The 22,447-nt window shown below is 74.1% G+C and carries 18 protein-coding genes; 8 read left to right on the top strand and 10 right to left on the bottom strand.

Annotation, left to right across the window (positions count from 1 at the left end; all coding sequences use genetic code 11):
- Positions 1–241: 241 nt before the first annotated feature.
- The gene (locus OG370_RS38220) at positions 242–1,861 is read left to right on the top strand and encodes a sensor histidine kinase (protein ID WP_328472575.1); all 1,620 of its coding nucleotides are present in this window, start codon (positions 242–244) and stop codon (positions 1,859–1,861) included.
- Positions 1,858–2,559, top strand: coding sequence for a response regulator (locus OG370_RS38215; protein ID WP_328472573.1), 702 nt, complete (start codon positions 1,858–1,860; stop codon positions 2,557–2,559). Before OG370_RS38220 ends, OG370_RS38215 begins: the two co-directional genes overlap by 4 nt.
- 145 nt (positions 2,560–2,704) lie before the next feature.
- On the opposite strand, the gene OG370_RS38210 is transcribed toward OG370_RS38215, so the two are convergent.
- Positions 2,705–6,766: an ABC transporter ATP-binding protein gene (locus OG370_RS38210; protein WP_443060929.1), complete on the bottom strand. Its 4,062-nt coding sequence runs from the start codon at positions 6,764–6,766 to the stop codon at positions 2,705–2,707.
- A gap of 515 nt (positions 6,767–7,281) precedes the next feature.
- Positions 7,282–7,869 (bottom strand): TetR/AcrR family transcriptional regulator, encoded by a 588-nt coding sequence (locus tag OG370_RS38205; RefSeq protein ID WP_328472569.1) that lies wholly within the window; start codon positions 7,867–7,869, stop codon positions 7,282–7,284.
- 125 nt (positions 7,870–7,994) lie between these two features.
- Here OG370_RS38205 and OG370_RS38200 point away from each other — a divergent pair, with 125 nt between their 5' ends.
- Positions 7,995–8,705, top strand: a complete 711-nt coding sequence (locus OG370_RS38200) for an SDR family oxidoreductase (protein ID WP_328472567.1) — start codon at positions 7,995–7,997, stop codon at positions 8,703–8,705.
- A gap of 103 nt (positions 8,706–8,808) precedes the next feature.
- Here OG370_RS38200 and OG370_RS38195 read toward each other — a convergent pair whose 3' ends face one another.
- Positions 8,809–10,239 (bottom strand): dihydrolipoyl dehydrogenase family protein, encoded by a 1,431-nt coding sequence (locus tag OG370_RS38195; protein WP_328472565.1) that lies wholly within the window; start codon positions 10,237–10,239, stop codon positions 8,809–8,811.
- 385 nt (positions 10,240–10,624) lie between these two features.
- On the opposite strand from OG370_RS38195, the gene OG370_RS38190 reads away from it, so the two are divergent.
- The 3 genes from OG370_RS38190 (at position 10,625) to lnt (ending at position 13,875) form a co-directional block, all read left to right on the top strand.
- Positions 10,625–11,221: a histidine phosphatase family protein gene (locus tag OG370_RS38190; protein ID WP_328472563.1), complete on the top strand. Its 597-nt coding sequence runs from the start codon at positions 10,625–10,627 to the stop codon at positions 11,219–11,221.
- Between the two features lie 137 nt (positions 11,222–11,358).
- A complete protein-coding gene (locus tag OG370_RS38185) occupies positions 11,359–11,904 on the top strand; it encodes a DoxX family protein (RefSeq protein WP_328472561.1) in 546 nt (181 codons plus the stop codon).
- Between the two features lie 288 nt (positions 11,905–12,192).
- Positions 12,193–13,875: an apolipoprotein N-acyltransferase gene (gene lnt, locus OG370_RS38180; RefSeq protein WP_443060821.1), complete on the top strand. Its 1,683-nt coding sequence runs from the start codon at positions 12,193–12,195 to the stop codon at positions 13,873–13,875.
- Here the strand turns inward: lnt and OG370_RS38175 are convergent.
- The gene (locus OG370_RS38175; protein WP_328474820.1) at positions 13,853–14,794 is read right to left on the bottom strand and encodes a Gfo/Idh/MocA family protein; all 942 of its coding nucleotides are present in this window, start codon (positions 14,792–14,794) and stop codon (positions 13,853–13,855) included. The genes lnt and OG370_RS38175 overlap by 23 nt on opposite strands.
- Before the next feature lie 135 nt (positions 14,795–14,929).
- On the opposite strand from OG370_RS38175, the gene OG370_RS38170 reads away from it, so the two are divergent.
- A complete protein-coding gene (locus OG370_RS38170) occupies positions 14,930–15,346 on the top strand; it encodes a hypothetical protein (RefSeq protein ID WP_328472557.1) in 417 nt (138 codons plus the stop codon).
- A 61-nt stretch (positions 15,347–15,407) separates the two neighbouring features.
- On the opposite strand, the gene ung is transcribed toward OG370_RS38170, so the two are convergent.
- The 6 genes from ung to OG370_RS38140 all read right to left on the bottom strand — a co-directional run bounded on the left by ung (position 15,408) and on the right by OG370_RS38140 (position 20,308).
- On the bottom strand, positions 15,408–16,082 hold the full coding sequence (gene ung, locus OG370_RS38165) for a uracil-DNA glycosylase (RefSeq protein ID WP_328474818.1): 675 nt from the start codon (positions 16,080–16,082) through the stop codon (positions 15,408–15,410).
- A gap of 143 nt (positions 16,083–16,225) precedes the next feature.
- Entirely contained in the window at positions 16,226–17,191 is a 966-nt protein-coding gene (locus OG370_RS38160; RefSeq protein ID WP_328472555.1) for an aldo/keto reductase, read from the bottom strand.
- Positions 17,192–17,302: 111 nt separating this feature from the next.
- Positions 17,303–18,064 (bottom strand): SDR family oxidoreductase, encoded by a 762-nt coding sequence (locus OG370_RS38155; protein WP_328472553.1) that lies wholly within the window; start codon positions 18,062–18,064, stop codon positions 17,303–17,305.
- A gap of 37 nt (positions 18,065–18,101) precedes the next feature.
- The gene (gene fabG / locus OG370_RS38150; protein WP_328472551.1) at positions 18,102–18,863 is read right to left on the bottom strand and encodes a 3-oxoacyl-ACP reductase FabG; all 762 of its coding nucleotides are present in this window, start codon (positions 18,861–18,863) and stop codon (positions 18,102–18,104) included.
- Positions 18,864–19,109: 246 nt separating this feature from the next.
- Positions 19,110–19,493, bottom strand: coding sequence for a DUF3037 domain-containing protein (locus OG370_RS38145; RefSeq protein ID WP_328472549.1), 384 nt, complete (start codon positions 19,491–19,493; stop codon positions 19,110–19,112).
- A complete protein-coding gene (locus OG370_RS38140) occupies positions 19,490–20,308 on the bottom strand; it encodes a HipA family kinase (RefSeq protein WP_328472547.1) in 819 nt (272 codons plus the stop codon). The genes OG370_RS38145 and OG370_RS38140 overlap by 4 nt, the downstream gene beginning before the upstream one ends.
- A gap of 32 nt (positions 20,309–20,340) precedes the next feature.
- Here OG370_RS38140 and OG370_RS38135 point away from each other — a divergent pair, with 32 nt between their 5' ends.
- Positions 20,341–22,446, top strand: a complete 2,106-nt coding sequence (locus tag OG370_RS38135; RefSeq protein WP_328472545.1) for a S9 family peptidase — start codon at positions 20,341–20,343, stop codon at positions 22,444–22,446.
- Position 22,447 lies beyond the last annotated feature (1 nt).

The raw sequence follows: 22,447 nt of genomic DNA, 5'->3' as shown, positions 1-22,447 counted from the left end.
CCTTCTGCGCACAGAGCGGTGTTCTGCTCGTTCTGCTCGCGCGCGCACGACGAAATCGACCCGAGGACTGCCCAACGGGCGCGACGGCGTCTACTTTGCGGTGACGACACGGACGTCGGCGCGTGAACCGCCGTCGCCGACGCCGTCGCCGCCGGAGGACCGGGGGACCGGCCCGGGCGGACGGCCGGGGGCGGAGCCGGAATCGAAGCCGAAGTCAGAGTGGGAGTCGGAGGGCAGCGCTATGCGGATCAGGTGGCCGCGCCGTGTCTCGGCGCAGGTCCTGCGGATGCAGCTCGCGATCACCGTCGGCGTCACGGCGCTGGCCACCGGTCTCTTCCTGGCTCCGCTCAGCCACGAACTCGACGACCAGGGCATGCACCGGGCGCTGGCCATCGCGCAGACGGTGGCGGCCGACCCGGACGTCGCCGAGGCGCTGGTCTCCTCCCGGCCGACCCCCGACGGACCGGTGCAGGCCGAGGCGGAGCGCATCCGGCTGGCCACCGGCGCCAGCTACATCGTGGTCATGGACACCCACGGCACCCGCTGGTCGCACACCGACCCCGGGCGGATCGGCGAGCATGTCTCGACCGACCCGAGCGTGGCGCTGGGCGGCAAGGACATCATGCAGATCGACCGGGGCACGCTGGGGCGCAGTGCCCGCGGCAAGGTTCCGCTGCGGGACCGCTCCGGGCGGATCGTCGGCGCGGTCTCGGTGGGCATCGCCTACAACAGCGTCCGCGGCCGATTGCTCGCCGCCGTACCCGGGCTGCTGCTGTACGCGGGGGCGGCGCTGGCCGTCGGCGTGGTGGCCGCGGTGTGGGCCTCCCGGCGGCTCCAGCGGGCCACCCGCGGACTCGCGTTCGCCGACATCTCGGCGCTGCTGGACGAGCGCGAGGCGATGCTGCACGGCATCCGGGAGGGGGTGGTGGCGCTCGACCCGCAGGGCAGGGTCCGGCTGGTCAACGACGAGGCGCAGCGCCTGCTGGGCCTGGACGGTGACGCGGCGGGGCGTCCGCTGCACGCGTTGCTGCCGCCGGGACGGACCACCGACGTGCTGGCCGGGGAGGCGGAGGGCTCCGATCTGCTGACCGTCAGCGGCAGCCGGGTACTGATCGCCAACCGCATGCCGACCGAGGACGGCGGCGCCGTGGTCACGCTGCGGGACCGTACCGAACTGGAACTGCTCGGCCGGGAACTGGACGCCACGCACGGCCTGCTGGACGCCCTGCGGGCCCAGGACCACGAGCACGCCAACCGGCTGCACACCGTGCTGGGGCTGCTCGAACTGGAACTCTACGAGGAAGCCGTGGACTACGTCGCCGAGGTCGCCGACACCCGCCGCGCCTCGGCGGAGCAGGTCGCCGACCGGGTGCACGTACCGCTCCTGTCGGCGTTGCTGGTCGGCAAGGCGGCGATCGCCGCGGAACGCGGGGTGCGGCTGCGGATCTCGGCGACGACGTGGCTGCCGGACCGGGTGGTGGACCCGCGCGATCCGGTGACGGTGCTGGGCAACCTCATCGACAACGCGCTGGACGCGACGGCGTCGGAGGTCGAGGTGGAGCTGCGGGTCGAACACACCACGCTGGTGATGCGGGTGAGCGACGACGGACCCGGGGTTCCCCCCGAACTGCGGGAGCGGGTCTTCACCGAAGGCTGGACCACGAAGAAGTCGCCGAGCCACCGGGGGCGCGGGCTCGGCCTGGCGCTGGTGCGGCGGCTGGCCGAGCGGTACGGCGGCATGGCCCGGGTCGGCGCCCGCGCGGGCGGCGGCGCGGTGTTCACCGTCGTGCTGCCGGAGGCGCTGGCCCCGGCGGAGTTCGGTGCCGACATGTGCGCCGCGCTGCCCGGAGGTGCACGGTGATCGAAGTGCTGGTCGTGGACGACGACTTCAGGGTGGCCGAGATCAACTCGGCGTACGTGGCCAAGGTTCCGGGCTTCCGGGTGGCAGCGCGCGCCCACACCGCGGCGCACGCGCTGGCCACCCTCGAACGCACCCGCGTGGACCTGGTGCTGCTCGACCACTACCTGCCGGACGAGCCGGGTCTGACCCTGGTGCGGCGGATGCGCCAACTCGGCCACTGCGCCGACGTGATCATGGTGACCGCGGCCCGTGACGTTGCCACCGTGCAGGCCGCGATGCGGCTCGGTGCGCTGCAGTACCTGGTCAAGCCGTTCGGCTTCGCGGACCTGGGGGCCAAGCTCGACGGGTACGCCGCTTTGCGGCGCACCGTGGACGGCATGGCGTCCGGGGGCGACGGCGAGGCCGGCCAGGAACAGGTGGACCGGATCTTCGGCGCGCTGCGCAGCGCCTCCGCCTCGCCGGCGGCGCTGCCCAAGGGCCACTCGGCCCCGACCGCCGAACTCATCCGGCGCGTGCTGAGGGAGACCGGGGCCGCGCTGTCGGCGCACGAGGTCGCCGAGCGGTCGGGGCTCAGCCGCTCCACCGCGCAGCGCTACCTCAAGCACCTGGAACAGGCCGGACGGGTCCGGCTCACCCTGAAGTACGGGGACACCGGCCGCCCGGAGCACCTGTACGCCTGGGCGGCGACGCCGGCCTGACCGGGGCGGCCTGACCCGGACGGCCTGACCGGAGGCATGGCCCGGATGGCCTGATCCGGCACGCGCGGGGAGCGGACCCTCCCACCGGCGGGCGGTCCCTCAACCGGCAGGCCCCGGCTCCCTGTCGGGTCAGCCCTCCCCCAGGTCAGGACCCCCCTGTCTCGGACCCCGCGAGCTGGTCGACCGTCGCCGACGCACCGTGCTGCCGGAAGGCGTCCCACAGCTTCCGGTACGTCCCGCCCGCGGTGAGCAGCCCCGCGTGCGTACCGGTCTCCACGACGGTGCCGTGGTCCAGCACCACCACCCGGTCGGCCCGGGCCGCCGTGGTGAGCCGGTGCGCGACCACGAGCGTGGTGCGCCTGCGGGTGAGCGCGTCCGTGGCGGCGGTGACCCTGCTCTCGGTGGCGAGGTCGAGCGACGCGGTGGCCTCGTCGAGCAACAGCACGTCGGGGTCGACGAGTTCGGCCCGGGCCAGCGCGAGGAGCTGGCGCTGGCCCGCGGACAGGTTGCGGCCCCGCTCGCCGACCGGCTGGAGGTACCCCGCCTGGAGCGTGGCCACCATCTCGTGGGCGCCGACCGCCCGCGCCGCCGCCTCCACCTCGGCATCGGTGGCGTCGGGCCGGCCGTAGGCGATGGCGTCACGCACGGTGCCGCTGAACAGGTGGGCCTCCTGCGGCACCACACCGAGCCGGCCGCGGTATCCGGCCAGGTCCAGCCCGCGCAGGTCGTGGCCGTCCACCCGGACCGCGCCGGTGGTGGGGTCGTAGAACCGGGCGATCAGCTTCATCACGGTGGACTTGCCCGCACCGGTCGCGCCGACCAGCGCGACGGTCTCGCCGGGCGCGATCCGCAGGCAGACACCGTGCAGCACCTCCTGGCCGCCGCCGCCCGCGTAGCCGAAGGACACGTCGTCGAAGACCACCTCGCCCTTCAAGTGGCTGACGGCACGCGGCTGTTCGGGGACGGGCGTGCCGGTCGGGGTGCGCATCAGGGTGCGCAACCGGCCCAGCCCGACCACGGCCTGCTGGTAGCCGTCGAAGACCTGCGAGAACTGCTGGATCGGGGAGAAGAACAGGTCGACGTAGAGGAGGAAGGCGATCAGGGTGCCGGCGGTGAGGGTGCCGGAGCGGACCTGGCCGGCGCCGACCGCGAGCACGGCCGCGGTGGACAGGGTGCCCAGGAACTCCACGAACGGGAAGAACGTCGCCATGTAGCGCTGGGCGCGCAGCCGCGAGTCGCGGAAGGACCAGGCGAGCCGGGCGAAGTCCTCGGCGTTGCGGCTCTCGCGGCGGAACGCCTGGGTGACGCGGATCGCGGTGACGTTCTCCTGGAGGGCCGCGTTGACGGCACTGACCCGCTCCCGCGCCTCGTGGTAGGCGGGCACCGAGTGGTGGCGGAAGACCGCGGTGCCGACCACCAGCAGCGGCAGCGCCCCGAGCAGCACCACCGCGAGCCCGGCGTCGATGACCAGGAGCGTGACGAGCACGCCGAAGACCGTGAGCAGGCTGACCACCGCGGTGATCAGGCCGGTCTGCAGGAAGTTGGACAGCGCGTCGACGTCGGTGGTCATCCGGGTCATGATCCGGCCGCCGAGTTCGCGCTCGTAGTAGTCCAGGCCGAGCCGCTGGAGTTGGGCGAACGTCTTGACCCGCAGCGTGTAGAGCAGGCGCTCGCCGGTACGCCCTGTGGTGCGGATCTGGCCGACACCGATCAGCCAGTCCGCGGCGACCACGGCCGCGGCGGCGGCCGCCGCCTCCAGCAGCACCCGGCCGGCGTGGTGCGCCACGCCGTCGTCCACGCCCTGGCGGACCAGCACGGGGACGATGATCTGGGCGAGCGCGTCGAGGGCGACCAGGGCCAGGCCCAGCAGCAGCGCCGACCGGAACGGCCGCAGCAGCGGGCGCAGCCCGAAGTGCGGGTCCGCGGCCCTGGCACGGTCGGCGGGCACCTCCGGATCGGCGTCGCGCAGCGGCATCTTCGCCAGTCCGGCGAGGAGTTCGGGCGTGGGCGGGGCGGCGCCGAGTACTCCGCCGCCCGGTCCGCGGCCTCGCCCGGCCGTGGCCGAGGAGAGCGAGATCGCCTGCGCGGCCCGTAGCGCGGCGACTTCGCCGACGGCCGACGCGTCCTCGGTGTCGGGGCGCCGCCACAGGTCCGCGGTGACGGCCGGCGTCTCGTCCTCCGCGCCGTCGCGCACCCCCGCCCGCACGGGCGATCCGGCCCGCACGGACCCGTCGGCCGGACCGGTCGGATCGGACACACCGGTCGGACCGGTCCCGGCGGCGGGGTCGGTCCGCTCCGATACGGTGCCGCGCGGCTGGTCGGTGCCGAGTGCGGCGGTGGCGGAGGCGGCGACCGCGGCCGCCGGGTCCTGACCGTCGTCGTCGGCGGCGGCGGATAGGGCCGCGGAGAGGGCCGCGGCATCCGCCGGCCCGCCCAAGTCCCCCGCGCCGGCGGCTGATTCGGGCCCGGCCCCGGTCCCCGGTGCGCGCTCCACCTCCGGTTCGGGGACGTCGACCGCGGACAGCAGGGAGCGGAACAGCGGCGAGCGGGAACGCAGTTCGTCCATCGTCCCGGTGTCGACCACCCGGCCGCCGTCCAACAGCGCTATGCGGTCGGCGAGTTCGAGGGTGGAGCGGCGGTGGGCGATGATCAGCGTGGTGGGGCGGCGGACCACCTCGTGCAGGGCCGCGTGGATCTCCGACTCCACCCGGGCGTCGATCGCGGACGTCGCGTCGTCGAGCACGAGCACCGCCGGGTCGCACAGCAGCGCTCGCGCGAGCGCGACGCGCTGCCGCTGCCCGCCGGAGAGCGTCAGGCCCTGCTCGCCGACGACCGTGTCGTACCCCTGCGGGAGGCGTTCGATGAACTCGTCCGCGCGGGCCACCCGGGCGGCGGCCCTGATCCGCTCCTCGCTCGCGCCGGGCTCGCCGTAGGCGATGTTGTTGCGCACGGTGTCGGACAGCAGCAGGCTCTCCTCGAAGACGAACCCGATCCGGCCGCGCAACGAAGACAGCGTCAACTCGCGTACGTCGGTGCCGCCGACCCGCACCGCGCCGGCCGGGACGTCGTAGAAGCGCGGCAGCAGCGCCGCCGCGGTGGACTTGCCGGAGCCGGCCGGCCCGATCAGCGCGACCGTCTCGCCCGGGGCGATGTCGAGGCTGAAGCCGCGCAGCAGCGGCCGTCCGTCGCCGTAGCCGAAGGTGACGTCCTGCCAGGACAACGCGGGCGGCTCGTCGGGCAGTTCGCGGGCGCCGGGCGCGTCGGTGATCACCGGTGCCTCGTCGATGACTTCGAGGACGCGCTCGGTGCCGGCCCTGGCCTGCTGCCACACGGTGAGCAGGGTGGCGACCTGGCGGACCGGGGTGACGAACGAGCCGAGATAGCTGGTGAAGGCGAGGAACGTGCCCAGCGAGATCCGGCCGTGCAGCGCGAGATAGCCGCCGAAGGCGAGCACCGCGACCTGGCCGAGCGCCGGCACCGCCTGCAGGGCCGGGTTGTAGCGGCTGTTGTAGCGCACGACCCGCAGCCGCGAGGAGAACAGCCGCCGGGCACGCCGCTCCAGGCCGAGCAGTTCGCGCTGCTCCTGCCCGAAGCCCTTGACCACCCGCACGCCGGTGACGGTGGCCTCGACACCGGAGGCGACCTCGGCGGCCTCCTGCTGGGCGTGCCAGTTGGCGGGGAACAGGTCGCGGCGGCTGCGCAGCGCGATCAGCCACAGCAGCGGGCCGACGACGAGCGCGACCACCGTCAGCAACGGCGACAGCCACGCCATGAAGACCAGCGAGACCAGGAACATCAGGGCGTTGCTCGTCATGTTCGGCAGGAACTGGAGCAGCGACTGGATGAGGGTGATGTCGGAGATCGAGCGGCTGACGATCTGGCCGGTGCGCAGGCTGTCCTGCTGGGCGCCGCCGAGCCGCAGCAGCGCCGCGAACGCGTCGTTGCGCAGGTCGTACTGGACGCCCAGCGACAGCCGTCCCGAGGTGTAGCGGCGGGTGAAGCCGCCGGCGAAGCGGACGGCGCCGAGCCCGGCGAGCACCAGCGTCCACACGGTGAGCGACCCGGTTCGGCCCGAGGCGACGTGGTCCACGACATGCCTCAGCACCAGCGGCAGGGTCGCGGTGGCGATGGCGGCGGCGACCGCCGCGCCGAAGGCCAGCACGGCGTCCCGGCGGTGCCGCAGGCAGTACGCACCGAGCCGGCGCACCCAACTCGCGGCCGGCTCCGCCGGTTCAGCGGTTGTCCCGTCTGTCGCCTGCTCCCTACGGCCGGTCTGCTCCGTACGGCCCGTCACCGGGCGTCAGCCGTCGCCGGCACGTGGCAGGAGTCGGGGTGCGACGGCTGGCGGTCGGCCTTGCGGATCATGGGACTTCGTCTCCTCGCCCAACGGAACGGCTACGGGGTGCGGGTGCGCGGACGCGTACGGACGCGCGGACGGGTGCGGGCCGGGGGCACGCTCTCCGCGCACCCGAAAGCACCGCAACCGCCCGGCCCGACGACGCTCCCGTCCCTCCGGGCGTGCCACCGGGCCCGGCCCATCATGTATCCCCAACCTTTGAGCGCGTTGATCCACGATCCGTGCACGTGGCGTACTCGTGGCTGCTGTGGTGTGCGCCCCGCGCCCGCCGCGCCCGCCGACCGCGCCAACGCGCCCCGAACGGGGGGTGGTTCGTGCCCGCAGCGGGCGGGGCGCCGTACGTCGAGCCCGGAGGCGGAACCCGCCTACGAACCGGCGTCGCCCGCCGCGAGGCCCGCCGCGTCCAGCAGCAGCGCGGCCGTACTCACCGCGAGGCCGTCCAGCACCTCGGACCTGATGCCCGCGCGGGCACTCGCGCCGTCGTACACGATCGCCAACCGACGTGCCAGCAGCCCGGGTTCGGCCACACCCGCGCGCTCGGCCTCGGCCTGGAAGAAGTCGGTCAGCGCCTGCTTGCCGCGGGCGGCCACCGCGCTCGCGGGGTGCCCGGGGTCCTTCAGCTCGACCTGCGCCGCCAGGAAGGGGCACCCCCGGTAGTCGGGCGAGGCGGCCGCCTCCTCCAACCGCTGGAAGACGTACAGGATGCGGTCGCGCGGGGCGGCCGGTTTCCCGGGCGGCGGCACCAGCAGCGCGGTCAGCCGCGGCTCCTGCCGGGCCAGCGCGGCGGCCAGCACGTCGTCCTTGCCGTCGAAGAGCTGGTACATCGACCGCTTGGACACCCCGGCCGCCTTGCACAGCGCGTCGATGCCGGTGCCGACACCCTGCCGGTAGATCAGCTCCGCCGCCGCGTCCAGCAGCCGGTCACGCGAGGAGGGCTTCGCCGTCGTGGTCATACCCGCCAGGTTAGCGCCCGGGCTCGACAGCGGAAACCGATCGGTCTACGGTGGGGCGGTAGAGGAAACCGATCGGTTTCCCCCGTGGCCGGCGCACCGGCTTCCCCTCACCGAAGGACAATCCCATGAAGATCGACGGCTCCGTCGCCCTCGTCACCGGCGGCAACCGCGGCATCGGCGAGCAGTTCGTACGGGCGCTGCTCGAACGCGGCGCGGCCAAGGTCTACGCGGCGGCGCGCGACCCCAGGAAGGTCGCCGTGCCCGGCGCGGTCCCCCTGCGGCTGGACATCACCGACGCCGGCTCCGTGCACGCGGCGGCCGAGCAGGCGGGCGACGTCACCCTCCTGGTCAACAACGCGGGGATCTCCACCGGTGCCTCGCTGCTGGACGGCGATCTCGCGGACTTCCGGAGGGAGTTCGACACGCACGTCTTCGGCACGCTCGCCGTCAGCCGCGCCTTCGCCCCCGTCCTCGCCCGGGGTGGCGGCGGCGGGCTGCTCAACGTGCTCTCGGCGCTGTCCTGGGTCTCCCTCCCGGCGAGCGCCGCGTACTGCGCCGCGAAGTCCGCGGAGTGGTCGCTGACGAACGCCCTCCGCGTCGAACTCGCCGCCCAGGGAACCCAGGTGACCGGGCTGCACATGGGCTACGTCGACACCGACCTCATCGCCGACGTGCGGGCGCCCAAGTCCGACCCCGCCGACATCGTCCGCGCCGCCCTCGACGGCTTCGCCGCGGGCGACTTCGAGGTGACCGCGGACGCCACCGCCCGGCAGGTCAAGTCGGCCCTCTCCGCCGGCCCGGCCGCCCTCTACCCCCAACTGACGCCCTCCGCCTAGCAGTCACGCGAGCGGCGAGGCACGAAGTCGGGGAACGAAGGAGCGGAGGGCGGGCCCCGGCGCGGCGGACAGCGGGTTCACCGGGGGCCCGGCTCCCCCCGGGCTACCCCCGGTAGGTCTCCAGCAGGCGCAGCCACACCTCGCTGATGGTGGGGTAGGACGGCACCGCGTGCCAGAGCCGGGAGATCGGCACCTCGCCGACCACGGCGACCGTGGCGGAGTGCACCAGCTCGCTCACCCCGGGCCCGACGAAGGTGACCCCGAGCAGGACCTCGCGGTCGAGGTCGACCACCATGCGGGCCCGGCCCCGGTAGTCGTCTCCGTACAGGCTCGCCCCGGCCACCCGCGCGAGGTCGTAGTCGACGACGCGCACCCGCCGCCCGGAGTGTTCGGCCTCCTGGGCGGTCAGGCCGACCGAGCCGACCTCGGGGTCGGTGAAGACGACCTGCGGCACCGCGCCGTGGTCGGCGGTGGCGACGTCGGCGCCCCAGGGCGCGTCGTCCAGCGGCCGGCCCTGGGCGCGCGCGGCGATCGCCGCACCGGCCATCCGCCCCTGGTACTTGCCCTGGTGGGTGAGGAGCGCGCGGTGGTTGACGTCGCCCGTGGCGTAGAGCCAGCCGTCGGCGACATCCGTGACCTGGCAGGTGTCGTCGACCGTGAGCCAGTCGCCCGGCGTGAGCCCGACCGTGTCGAGGCCGAGGTCGGCGGTGTGCGGTTCGCGGCCGACCGCGAAGAGGATCTCGTCGGCGGTCAGCTCGCCGCCGTCGTCCAGCCCGACCCGCACCTCGCGACCCTCGCGCGCCACGGACGTCACGGACACCCCGAACCGCACCTCGGCCCCGGCCTCCCGCAGCCCGTCGGCGACCATCTCCCCCGCGAACGGCTCCATCCGGCCCAGCAGTTCACCGCCGCGCACCAGGACGGTCACCCGCGCGCCGAGCGCCTGCCAGGCGGTCGCCATCTCGACGGCGACCACGCCGCCGCCGACCACCACCAGGCTCTCGGGCACCTGTTTGGCGCTGGTCGCCTCGCGGCTGGTCCAGGGCCGTACGTCGGTCAGCCCGGGCAGGTCGGGCAGCGCCGCGGTGGTGCCGGTGCAGACCGCGACCGCGTGCCGGGCGGTCAGCCGCACCGTACCGCCGTCCGGGGTGTCCACCACGACCTGGCGGGGCCCGTCGAGCCGCCCGCGGCCGCGCACCAGGTCGATGTGCACGGAGTCCAGCCACTCCACCTGGCCGTCGTCCTTCCATTGCGAGGTGAACTCGTCACGGCGGGCCAGCACCTCGGCGGAGTCCAGCGGCCCGCCCACGGCCGCGGCCAGCCCCGGCAGCCGGCGCGCGTCGGCGCGGGCCGCCACCGGCCGCAGCAGCGCCTTGCTCGGCATGCACGCCCAGTACGAGCACTCGCCGCCGACGAGTTCGCTCTCCACGACAACCGTGCTGAGCCCGGCCGCCTGGGTCCGCTCGGCCAGGTTCTCCCCGACCGGGCCCGCTCCGATGACGACCACGTCGTACGTGCGGGGTGTGTCGTTCATTCCGGCTCCTGTACTGGTCGCTGCCGCGCGTGCCCGCGCGTTCCCGTGTGCCCTGTGCCTGTGTGCCCTGTGCCCGTGTGCCGAGAGACGTGGCGCCTACCGGTGGCCGTGTCCACCCGTCCGTCCCCACGGTCGCCCACGGCGCGCCTCGGCGGGCGCCGCGACCCACCGCGTACGCCCGTACGCCGCTTCGATCCGACCGAGAACCCGCCGACGCCGCAACCGGAGCGGCCCGCGCCATCGTACTGACGGAACGTGAGGGGAAGGCTTTCGCCCGGCCCACCGTTCTGCTGACGGGGTGTACGACCGGCCCGCGCGGTGGTCACGGCGCGCGGTCGGCATATGATCACAAACGGGCGCCGTGGGGCGCCACGGGAGGTGTCCGATGGGTGAGCTCGTCCTGATCCGGCACGGCGAGACCGAGTGGTCGCAGTCCGGTCAGCACACCAGCTACACCGACCTGCCGCTCACCGAGCACGGCGAGGAGCAGGCCCGGTCGCTGGCGCCGCTGCTCGCCTCCCGGCACATCGGGTGCGTGATCAGCAGCCCGATGCAGCGCGCGCAGCAGACCGCGAAACTGGCCGGCCTCGACCACGTGAGGATCGACCCCGACCTGCACGAATGGGACTACGGCGGCTACGAGGGCGTCACCACCCGTGACATCCACCGGACCCGCCCGAACTGGGAGATCTGGACCGACGGCGTCATCCCCGGGCCCGAGGGGCATCCCGGCGAGACCCCCGAGCAGATCGGTGACCGCGCCGACCGCGTACTGGCCCGCGTCGAGGCGGCGTTCACCAACGGCGACGGCGGCGACGTCGTCCTCGTGGCGCACGCGCACTTCCTGCGGGTGCTCACCGCCCGGCGGCTCGGCCTGCCGCCCGCCGAGGGGGCCCTCTTCCAGCTGGCCACCGGCACGGTGAGCCGGCTCGGCATGGAACACGGCCACCATGTGCTGACCGCCTGGAACCGCCTCCCGTAACGGCCCGCGACCGCCTGCCGTCCCGAGGTTTCGCCCGGACAGACCGCCTGGCGCGGCGCGATGGCCGACCACCCGCACACACTGGCCGGGTGGGCCCTTCCGTCGGAGGGGGGCCGGGCAATCGAAAGGACGCGGCCATGGGATGTGCCTACCGCACGGACATCGGACTGCTCGCCCTGCGTCTCGGCGCCGGGTCCGTACTCTTCGCGCACGGCGCGCAGAAGCTGTTCGGGTGGTTCGGCGGGGGCGGGCTCGCCGGCACCGCCGGCGCCATGGAGCACATGGGCTTCCGGCCGGGCAAGCCGGCCGCGGTCGCCGCGGGGCTCGGCGAGGCGGGCGGTGGCGCTCTCCTCGCGCTGGGTCTGGCCACGCCGGCGGCCGGAGCGGCCGCCGCCGGGGCGATGGCCGGTGCCGTCTCCGTCCACGCGCCCGCCGGGTTCTTCGCGATGTCCGGGGGCTTCGAGCACCCGGCGCTCCTCGGCTGGACCGCCGCGGCGCTCGGCCTCGCCGGGCCCGGCCGGCTCTCCCTCGACCACCTCAGCGACCACTGCCTCAACCGGCCCTGGGTCATCGCCGCCGCCTTCAGCGCCGCGGCCCTCAGCGCGGCCGCCGTCGTCACCACCCGCAACCGTGCGGTGGCCAACGACTCCCGCGAAGCCGCCACCTCCGAGGACGCGACGTAGCTCCAGCCTGACCCACCCGGGTGCCCCGGTCTGTCGGCCGAGGGACCACCTCGCGGTGGTGGGCTGGTCGCGCAGTTCTCCCCCTGGCTTCGCCGGGAGGTACCCCCAGCGCCCCTGAATTTGTGCGGCTACCTCCGCGAAAGGACGGCCCCTCAAGGGGCGCGTGGGGGTCCCTCCCAGGCGAAGCTCTGGGGGAGAACCGCGCGAGCAACCCCCCACCGGCAGGTGGTCCCTGAACAGACAGACCGGGGGCACCCGGGGGGTCAGGGCCCAGAACGGGAGTACCGGATGACGCCAACGGCCCAGCCCCCCACCCGTCCACGCGGACTCCGCCCCCTCGTGCGCCGCGCGCAGCGCGCCCCCTGGGCTCGCTCACTGCTCGCCGCCGCGTGCGGCGCCCTCCCGGCGCTGGCGTTCCCCACCCCCTCCCTGTGGTGGTTCGCCTACTTCGCCCTCGTCCCCTGGCTCCTCCTGATCCGCTCGGCGCCGACCGGGCGCCGGGCGGCCCTGGACGGCTGGTTCGGCGGCGCCGGCTTCATGCTCGCGGTCCACAACTGGCTGCTGCCGAGCCTGACCGTCTTCCTCCCGGTCCTCGCCCTGCTGCTGGGCGCCCTGTGGGCCCCGTGGGGCTGGCTGGTCCGGCGAGTCCTCGGGAACGGGGGCCGTCCGGCCGTCGGCGCCGCCCTGGCCCTCCTCCCGAGCGGCTGGCTGCTGATCGAACTCGTCCGCTCCTGGCAGTACCTCGGCGGCCCCTGGGGCCTGCTCGGCGCGAGCCAGTGGCAGGTCACCCCGGCCCTGCGCCTCGCCTCGATCGGCGGGGTGTGGCTGGTCAGCGTCCTGATCGTGCTCGCCAACACGGCCCTCGCGGTGCTGTGCGCGATGCCGTCCGCACGCCGCACGGCCGCCGCGGCGTTGCTCGCCGCCGCCGTGGCCGGCGGCACCGTATGGCTGTGGGCGCCTCGCCCGCACCGCACCGCACCGGTCCGGGTCGCCGTCGTGCAGCCCGGGATGATCGCCGGACCGGCCGCCCGGTTCGCCCGCGAGGTCCGTCTCACCCGGCAGCTCGCCGGCACCCGCCCCGACCTGGTGGTGTGGGGCGAGAGCAGCGTCACCGTCGACCTGTCGAACCACCCCGGCACCACCGCCACGCTCGCCGCGCTCTCCCGCCTGGTCGGCGCCGACCTGCTGGTCAACGTGGACGCCGAACGCGCCGACGGCACCGGCATCTCCAAGACCTCGGAACTCGTCGGCCCGCACGGCGTGACCGGCCCCACGTACGACAAGATGCGGCTGGTGCCGTTCGGCGAGTACATCCCCATGCGCTCGCTGCTCGGCTGGGCCACCTCCGTGGGGAAGGCCGCCGGGCAGGACCGCAGGCCGGGCAGCCGACAGGTGGTGATGGACACCGGGACCCTGCGGTTCGGGCCGCTGGTCTGCTTCGAGTCGGCGTTCCCGGACATGAGCCGTCACCTGGCGGCGGACGGCGCGCGGCTCCTGGTCGCCCAGTCGTCCACCTCGTCGTTCCAGGGCAGTTGGGCGCCCGCGCAGCACGCCTCGCTCGCGGCGCTGCGGGCCGCGGAGACCTGGCGGCCGATGGTGCACGCCACCCTCACCGGCATCAGCGCGGTCTACGGCCCCGGGGGCGCGCCCGTCGGGCACTGGGTCGGCACGGGCAGCAGCACCTCCACGGTGTACGAGGTGCCGACCGCCACGGGCACGAGCCCCTACGTACGGTTCGGTGACTGGGTGCCGCACCTGGCGCTGCTGCTGGTGCTCGCCGCCGCGGCGTACGAGGCGGTCCGCGGGGTGCGCCGCCGGATCACCGCACCCGCACCGGCCGCCGCCGCGGCCCCGAAGGACCCGACCGGCCCAACCGGCGCCACCGATCCGACGGAACCCACCGATCCGACCGGCCCGACGGACCCGCCCGACCCGACGGAACCCGCGCTCAACCGATACCCGCGCCCGTAGCCCCGGCGAAGTCGGTGCCCGGCGCGGCGCCGCCGGTGATCTCCGCGACGATGCGCTCGCACAGCTCGTGGGTGCGCAGCGCGTCGCGGGCGTCGAGGGGCGTGCCGGCGCGGACCGCGTCGAGGAAGGCCAGCACGGCCTGTTCGATGCCGCGCTGCCGGGCGACCGGCACCCAGTCGCCGCGGCGCCGGACGCTGGGCTGGCCCTTGTGGTCGATCACCTCGGCGAGATTGAACACCTGGCGGCGGGTGTCGGCGCCGCTGACGTCGAGGCTCTCCTCGGTGGACCCGCTCATCCGGTTCATCGACCCGATCGCGGTGAAGCCGTCACCGGACAGGTGCACCACCACATGGTGCAGCAGCCCGTCGTGCACGCGGGCCGAGACCCGGACCTGCTCGATCGGCCCGGGCGCGAGGAACCGCAGCGTGTCGGCGACGTGCACGAAGTCGTCGAAGACGACCGTGCGGGGGTCCTCGGCGAGTCCGACCCGGTTCTTCTGCATCAGGATCAGGTCGCGCGGGTGGCTGAGGCACTGCGCGTACCCGGGCGCGTAGCGGCGGTTGAAGCCGACCGCCAGCGGCACGCCGCGCGCCTCGGCGAGGTCCACCAGCCGGCGGGCGCCGTCCAGGTCGTACGCGAGCGGCTTGTCGATGTACGCCGGGACGCCCGCCTCGATCAGGCGGGTGCCGATCTCCACGTGGTGGGCGGTGGGGGCGTGTACGAAGGCCGCGTCGAGGTCCTGGTCGAGCAGCGCGTCCAACGTGGTGTGCCGGTGCGGGAGCCGGTGGGCGTCGCCGACCGCGGCCAGGGTGGCGGGGGTGCGGGTCTGCAGGTGCAGTTCGAGGCCCGGCTGGGCGGCGAGCACCGGCAGATACGCCTTCTGCGCGATGTCACCGAGCCCGATGACGCCGATCTTCAAGGGGGCGCTGCGCGGTGCCATGCGTGCTCCTGGTGCGTTCCGGGCCGTGCGATATCCCCGCAGCATACGGGGGCGCCGCGCGTTCACTCCTGCGGGGAATACCCGGACGGCGCCGGGTACGGCACAGTGGAGCGGGTGCGTGGACCATTCCCTTTCCTGGCACCGGTGTTCGTGATCTGCGCGGTGTGCGCGCTCGCCGGCTGCACCACCGTCTCCGCCCCGCCGACCAGGCCGCCCGCACCGCCGCCGTCGGCACCCGGGCGGCCCGGGCAGCCCGACGATGCGCGGGTGGTGCCCGCGCCGGCCCACGGGGTGCTGGCCACCGCGCGTCCGGACACTCCCGCGCCGGACCCCAGGCGCCACCGCGCCCCGGCCGCGCCCCCGCCGGCTCCCCCGCACCCGGCGCCACGACCTGCCGCTCCCCGCACCCACCCGTCCGGCCGCCTGCCGCGCCCCGCCGCGCCCGACGTGTGCGGGCTCGGCAAGACATACGGCGGCTGGGCGCCGGGCGGCCAGGCGTCCTCGATCTGCCGCGAGGTCTACCACCCCTGACCGCCCGGGCAGGCAGCGGGACCGGCACCCACGCCGGCGCTCAGCCCCGTATCCGGTCCCGCTACGCCGACGCGAGGTCCGGGATGCGCCAGTCGATCGGGGCGTGGCCCTGCGACTTCACCGCGTCGTCGATCTGGGTGAAGGGGTGGCTGCCGAGGAAGAGCTTCGCCGACAGCGGCGACGGGTGGGCGCCCTCTATGACGGTGTGGCGGTCGGTGTCGATGAGCGGCTTCTTCTTCTTCGCGTAGTTGCCCCACAGGACGAAGACGGCCGGGTCGGGGCGGTCCGAGACGGCCCGGATGACCGCGTCGGTGAACTTCTCCCAGCCCTTGCCCTTGTGCGAGTTGGCCTCGCCCTCGCGGACCGTCAGCACCGCGTTGAGCAGCAGGACGCCCTGCTGGGCCCAGGGCATCAGATAGCCGTTGTCCGGCACCGGGTAGCCGAACTCGTCCTTCAGCTCCTTGAAGATGTTCCGCAGCGAGGGCGGGGTCCGCACCCCGGGGCGCACCGAGAAGCACAGCCCGTGGCCCTGGCCCGCGCCGTGGTACGGGTCCTGGCCGAGCACCAGCACCTTCACCTTGTCGAACGGGGTGGCGTCCAGGGCGGCGAACACCTCGTCCCGCGGCGGGAAGACGTGGTGCTCCTGCCGCTCGGCCTCGACGAAGTCGGTGAGCTGCTGGAAGTAGGGCTTGTCCAACTCCTCGCCGAGTACGGCCTGCCAGGAGTCGGGCAGCATGCTGGGCACGTCGGGAACCTCCGGTACGCGATCGGTTACTGGTTCCGAAACTACCGCGCCCCACTGACAATCCCCGCCGCGTCCTTCCTCCCGCCCCGACCGGCACGCATCCGGACGGCGGTCAGGCCGCGGTCGGGCCGCTGTCAGGCCGCGTCCAGCCGGGCCCTCAGCTCCGGATCGAGGTCGAGGTCCACCGCGCCCAGCGCCTCGTCGAGTTGGGCGACACTGCTCACCCCGACCACCGGCACGATCGGCAGCGGGCCGCCCATCTGCCAGGCCAGTACCACCTGGTTGGGGGTGGCGCCGGCCTCGCGGGCCACCTCGCGCAGCACCGCCAGCCGCCGCTGCGACATCGGGTGGTCGTACGGCGCGAGCAGCGGCCTGTCCGCGCGGGTGTAGGCGCCGTGCACCAGCGGGCCGTACGCCATGAGCGTCATGTCGTCGTGGGCCGCGACGAAGTCCTGCATGTCGTCACGGGCGTACCACTGGGCGCCCCACTCGCCGCCGGGCACCGGCCACAGGTAGGTGTGCCGCTGCTCGACGCAGGTGTAGCCGGGCAGGTCGTGCGCGGCCGCGTACTGCCGTGCCTCGGCGACGCGCCAGGCGGCGTGGTTGCTCGCGCCGATCAGCCGGGTGGCGCCGCTGCGGACGACCTCGGCGAAGGTCTCCACGGTCTCCGCGACCGGGACCGCGCGGTCCTCGACGTGGGCGTAGTACAGGTCCACGTGGTCGGTGCCCAGGCGGCGCAGGCTGCCCTCGATCCCGGCCCGGACCACCTTCGCCGAGAGCCCTTCCCACGCGTCGGGCCACACCTGCGTGCTGCCCTCCGGCGGGCGGGCGCCGACCTTGGTGGCCACCACGGTACGGTCGCGGGCGCCGCGGGCGCTCAGCCAGCGGCCGAGCAGCAGCTCGCTCTCGTCACCGGTGCCGCCGGGCGCCCAGACCGAGTAGTTGTTGGAGGTGTCGACGAAGGTGCCGCCGGCCTCGGCGAAGCGGTCGAGCACCGCGAAGGAGGTCTGCTCGTCGACGGTGGAGCCGAACGGCAGGATGCCCAGGCACAGGTTGCTGACCTGGGGACCGCGGCCGCCGGCAAGGGTGCGGTAGCGCATGGGTGCGTCACTCCGTACAGGTGGAAGGTCCTCGGAGGCGGGCCCCGGAGGAAGCCGCCGTCCGAGGACTGTGCACCTTGGAGTACGGACGAAGGCAAGCGCCTCGACCGGTCAGCTGCCGGCCTTGAGGAAGAGGCCGCCGTCGACCACCAGGTTCTGCCCGGTGATCCACCCGGCCTGGTCCGACAGCAGGAACGCCGCCGCGCCGCCGATGTCCTCGGGCACGCCGAGCCGCTGCAGGGGGTACCCGGCGGCCGTCTCCTCCTCGCGGCCCTCGTACAGCGCCGCGGCGAACTTCGTCTTCACCACCGCGGGGGCGATCGAGTTGACCCGCACCTTGGGGGCCATCTCCGCGGCGAGCTGCACGGTGAGGTTGACCATGGCGGCCTTGCTCATGCCGTAGGCGGCGATGAACGGGGACGGGGCGAGGCCGGCGATGGAGGTGATGTTGACGATCGAGCCGCCGTTCTCCTGCTGCCAGGCCCGCCAGGTCTGCTGGGCGAAGCCGAGCGCGGACAGCACGTTGGTCTCGTAGACCTTGCGGGCGACCCCGAGGTCGAGGTCGGTGAGCAGGCCGAAGACCGGGTTGGTGCCGGCGTTGTTGACGAGGTGGTCGAGCCGGCCGAACGCGTCCATCGCGCGGCCGACGGCGGCCTCCTGGTGTGCCTCGTCGTGCGCCTTGCCGGCCACGCCGATCACCCGGTCGCCGCCGCCCAGGCTCTCGACGGCCGCCTTGAGCGCGTCCTCGTTGCGGCCGGTGATGCAGACGCGGTCGCCGCGGGCGACGAGTGCCTGGGCTATCCCGTACCCGATGCCGCGGCTGGCGCCGGTGATGATCGCGGCGCGGCCGCTCTCCGGGGGGAGCTGAGTCATGTGCTGGTACGCCTTCGCTACTGGTGGGGTGCGCGGGTCAGTCGAGGGGTCCGCCGGCGATGTACAGCACCTGGCCGGAGACGAAGCCGGCCGCGTCGCCGGTGAAGAAGGCGATGGCGCCCGCGACGTCCTCGGGCCTGCCGACCCGCTGGACCGGGATCTGGGTGGCGGCCGCCGCCTGGAACTCCTCGAAGCCCATGCCGACCCGGGCGGCGGTCGCGGCGGTCATGTCGGTGACGATGAAGCCGGGGGCGACCGCGTTCGCGGTGACGCCGAACTTGCCGAGTTCGATCGCGAGGGTCTTGGTGAAGCCCTGCATGCCCGCCTTGGCGGCGGAGTAGTTGACCTGGCCGCGGTTGCCCAGGGCCGAGGACGAGGAGAGGTTCACCACGCGGCCGAACTTCGCGTCCACCATGTGCTTCTGCACCGCGCGGGTCATCAGGAAGGCGCCGCGCAGGTGGACGTTGAGCACGGTGTCCCAGTCCGCCGCGGACATCTTGAAGAGCAGGTTGTCGCGGAGCACGCCGGCGTTGTTCACCAGGATCGTGGGCGCGCCGAGTTCTTCGGCCACCCGGGCGACGGCCGCTTCGACCTGGGCCTCGTCCGAGACGTCCGCGCCGACCGCGAGCGCCCGGCCGCCCGCGCCCGTGATCGACTCCACGGTCTCCTTGCAGGCGCCCTCGTCCAGGTCGATCACGGCGACGGCCCGGCCCTCGGCGGCCAGCCGGACCGCGGTCGCTGCTCCGATACCGCGGGCGCCGCCCGTCACGATCGCGACGCGCTGCTCGGTGGTGGACATCTTCGTCTCCTCAGCCTCGGCCCGATGACGCGCCCGCCCCGACATGAGCGACCGCTTAGTAGGTCCCGCCCCGAACCGTAGGAGCGCCGCATGGTGCTGTCAACAGGACCCCCCCGGGGTGCCCCGTCCTGTCGGTTCAGGGACCACCTGTGAGTGGATGGCTTGTCGCGCGGTTCTCCCCCTGGCTTCGCCGGGAGGTGCCCCCAGCGCCCCTGGGTATGTGCGGCTCCTTCCGCGAAAGGAGGGTCACCGCACCAGGAGGTCGAGGAGGCGGTCGGCCTCCTTGCGGGCGTCGGGCGTGAGCCCGGTGTGGATCGGCCCGGGCTGGACGATCGTGCTGCGCGGAGCCGTGAGCCAGCGGAAGCGGCGCCCGGGGTCGTCCCCGGCCGCCTGCCCGGCGGAATCGCCCCCTTCGCAGATCCCCTGGTACCCACGCAGAGCGGCGGCCACGCCGTCCACATCGACCTCGGGGTCGAGGCAGCGCAGCCGCGCGACATCCAGGTGCACCCGGGCCCCGACGTAGGACTGCGCGCGGCAGTACACCAGCACCCCGGCGTTGATCAGCTCGCCGCGCTCGATCCGCGGCATCACCCGCACCAGTGCGTACTCGAAGACGTCCCGCCCGCTCATTCCGCGTTCTTCCCCTCGACCCAGGTGCGCAGCCACTCCGGCGGCGGTTGCTTCGCCTGGACGCGACCGGTGGTGATGCGTTCGTGGACGTCGACGGCGCGGGCGCCCAGCAGTTCGCGGTAGGCGGCGCGCACGTCGTCGGGCGAGTCGAAGCCGGGCTCGTCGAGCAGCCACTCGTCGGGCACCAGGCCGGTCACCTCGGTGAGCAGCGACTCCGTCACCTGCGCGGCCAACTCGGTTGCGACGGCCGCGGGTTCGGGCGAGAAGCGGGACAGCGCGTGGTCGGTCGCGTCGTACGGCTTGGCGGACGCGGCGGGCGCCGACTTCCAGTTGTGGTGCCAGATGAGCGAGGCGCCGTGGTCGATCAGCCACACGTCCCGGTGCCAGACCAGCATGTTAGGATTACGCCACGATCGGTCGACGTTGGCGATGAGCGCGTCGAACCAGACGATGCGGCTGGCCTCTTCGGGCTCCATGGTGAACACCAGAGGATCGAAGCCGAGCGAGCCGGGCAGGAAGTCCATTCCGAGGTTGAGACCGCCGCTCGCTTTGAGCAGGTCCTGGATCTCCTCGTCGGGCTCCCCGAGTCCGATCACCGGATCGAAGTCGAACCGCACCAACTCGGGCACCCGCAGGCCCAGTCGACGGCCGAGTTCGCCCGCGATCACCTCGGCGACCAGCGCCTTGCGCCCCTGGGCCGCGCCGCTGAACTTCACGACGTAGGTACCGAGGTCGTCCGCCTCGACCACGCCCGGCACGGAACCGCCCTCACGCAGCGGCGTGACGTAGCGGATGCCGGTCACTTCTCTCAACATCCCCCCAGGTTAGCGGGGAGGAGACTGCCCTTATGGACAAGATCACCGATCATCGCGACTTCCCAGGCCAGTTCGCCCGCACCCAGCGCTTCTCGCTGGGCGTCCCCCGGAGCTTCACCCTCTCCCCCGACGGCTCGTCGGTGCTGTACGTACGCACCCGCGGCCCCGAGGACCGCGTCGGCCGCCTGTGGCGGCTGGACGCCGACGGCGAGCACCTGCTCGCCGACCCGGCCGCGCTCGCGGAGACGGCCGCCGAGGTGCCGCAGGCCGAGCTGATCCGGCGCGAGCGGGCCCGCGAGCGCGCCACCGGGATCGTCGGCTACACGACCGACGCGGCCGTACGCCTCATCGTGTTCGCGCTCGACGGCGCGCTGTGGACCGCCGATCCGGCCGGCGCCCGGCCGCCTCGCCCGCTCGCCACCGCAGGTCCCGTGGTGGACCCGCGGCCCGACCCGACCCGCCGCCGGGTCGCCTACGTCACCGACGGCGCCCTGCACGTCCTGGACCTGGCAAGCGGCGCGGACCTGGCGCTCGCCGAGCCGGAGAGCGGCGAGGTGACGTACGGGCTGGCCGAGCACGTGGCGGCCGAGTCGATGCACCGGCACCGCGGCTACTGGTGGTCCCCCGACGGCAGCCGGCTGCTGGTCGCGCGGGTGGACAACACACCGGTGGCACGCTGGTGGATCGCCGACCAGGTGGACCCGGAGCACCACCCGCGCGAGATGGCCTACCCGGCGGCCGGCACCGCGAACGCCGACGTGTCGCTGCACCTCCTGGCCGCGGACGGCACCGGCGAGCGTACGGAGGTCGATTGGGACCGGGCCGGCTACGAGTACCTGGCGACCGCCGGCTGGGACGCGCACGGCCCGCTGCTGAGCGTGCAGAGCCGCGACCAGCGGACCGTACGGGTGCTGGCGGCCGATCCGGCGACAGGCGCGACCCGGCTGCTGCACGAGCAACGCGACCCGGCGTGGGTGGAGTTGGTGCCCGGCACGCCCGCACGCACCGCGTCCGGAGCCCTGGTGCACACCGCGGACGCGGGCGAGACCCGCCACCTGACCGTCGGCGGCGAGCCGGTCACCCCGGAGGGCGTGCAGATCCGCGAAGTGCTGTCCGTGGACGGCGAGTCGGTGCTGTTCGCGGCGTCCAGGGAGCCGACCGAGGAGCAGCTGTGGACCTACCACCCGGACGGCGGTGCGGCGCCGCTCAGCGAGGGCCCCGGGGTGCACACCGGGCAGCGGGCCGGGGACACGCTGCTGCTGTCGTCGCTGACCGAAGAGGGCCGCGACATCCGGCTGCTGCGGCCCGACGGCGAGTTGCGGGTGCCGTCCCTGGGAGCCACGCCGGTGGTGACCCCGCGGGTGACCTGGCTGCGGGCCGGCGAGCACGACATCCGCACCGCGCTGCTGCTGCCGTCCTGGCACCGGCCCGGCTCGGGCCCGCTGCCGGTGCTGCTCGCGCCCTACGGAGGGCCGGCGCTCCAGCTGGTGATGCGGGCGGCGACCTGGCCGCTGGCCGAGGCGCAGTGGTTCGCGGAGGAGGGCTTCGCGGTGGTGGTCGCCGACGGGCGCGGCACCCCGGGGCGCGGCCCGCGGTGGGAGAAGACCGTCCACAAGGACACCATGAGCGCGCCCGTCGAGGACCAGGTGACCGCGCTGCACGCGGCCGCCGCGCACTGCCCCGACCTCGACCTGGGCCGGGTGGCGATCCGCGGCTGGAGCTTCGGCGGCACCCTGGCGGCCATGGCGGTACTGCGCCGCCCGGACGTCTTCCACGCGGCGATCAGCGGCGCGGGCCCCAGCGACCAGCGGCTGTACGACACGCACTGGCGCGAGCGGTTCCTCGGCCACCCCGACGAGGACCCGGAGGCGTACGACCGCTCCTCGCCGATCGGGTCGGCGGCCGCGCTGGAGCGGCCGCTGCTGCTGGTGCACGGCCTCGCCGACGACAACGTGGTGGCCGCGCACACGCTGCGGCTGTCGGCGGCGCTGCTGGCCGCGGGCCGCTACCACCAGGTGCTGCCGCTGTCGCACGCGACGCACGGACCGAGCGATCCGGTGATGGTGGAGGGGCTGCTGCGACACCAGTTGAGATTCCTCCGCGACGCGTTGAACACCGCGCCGCGGCCGTCCGTATGAA

Source organism: Streptomyces sp. NBC_00448 (genome assembly GCF_036014115.1).
In the GTDB taxonomy this organism is placed as follows: domain Bacteria; phylum Actinomycetota; class Actinomycetes; order Streptomycetales; family Streptomycetaceae; genus Actinacidiphila.
The sequence above is the reverse complement of the archived record's forward strand: the minus strand, read 5'-3'. Positions and strand labels throughout refer to the sequence as shown.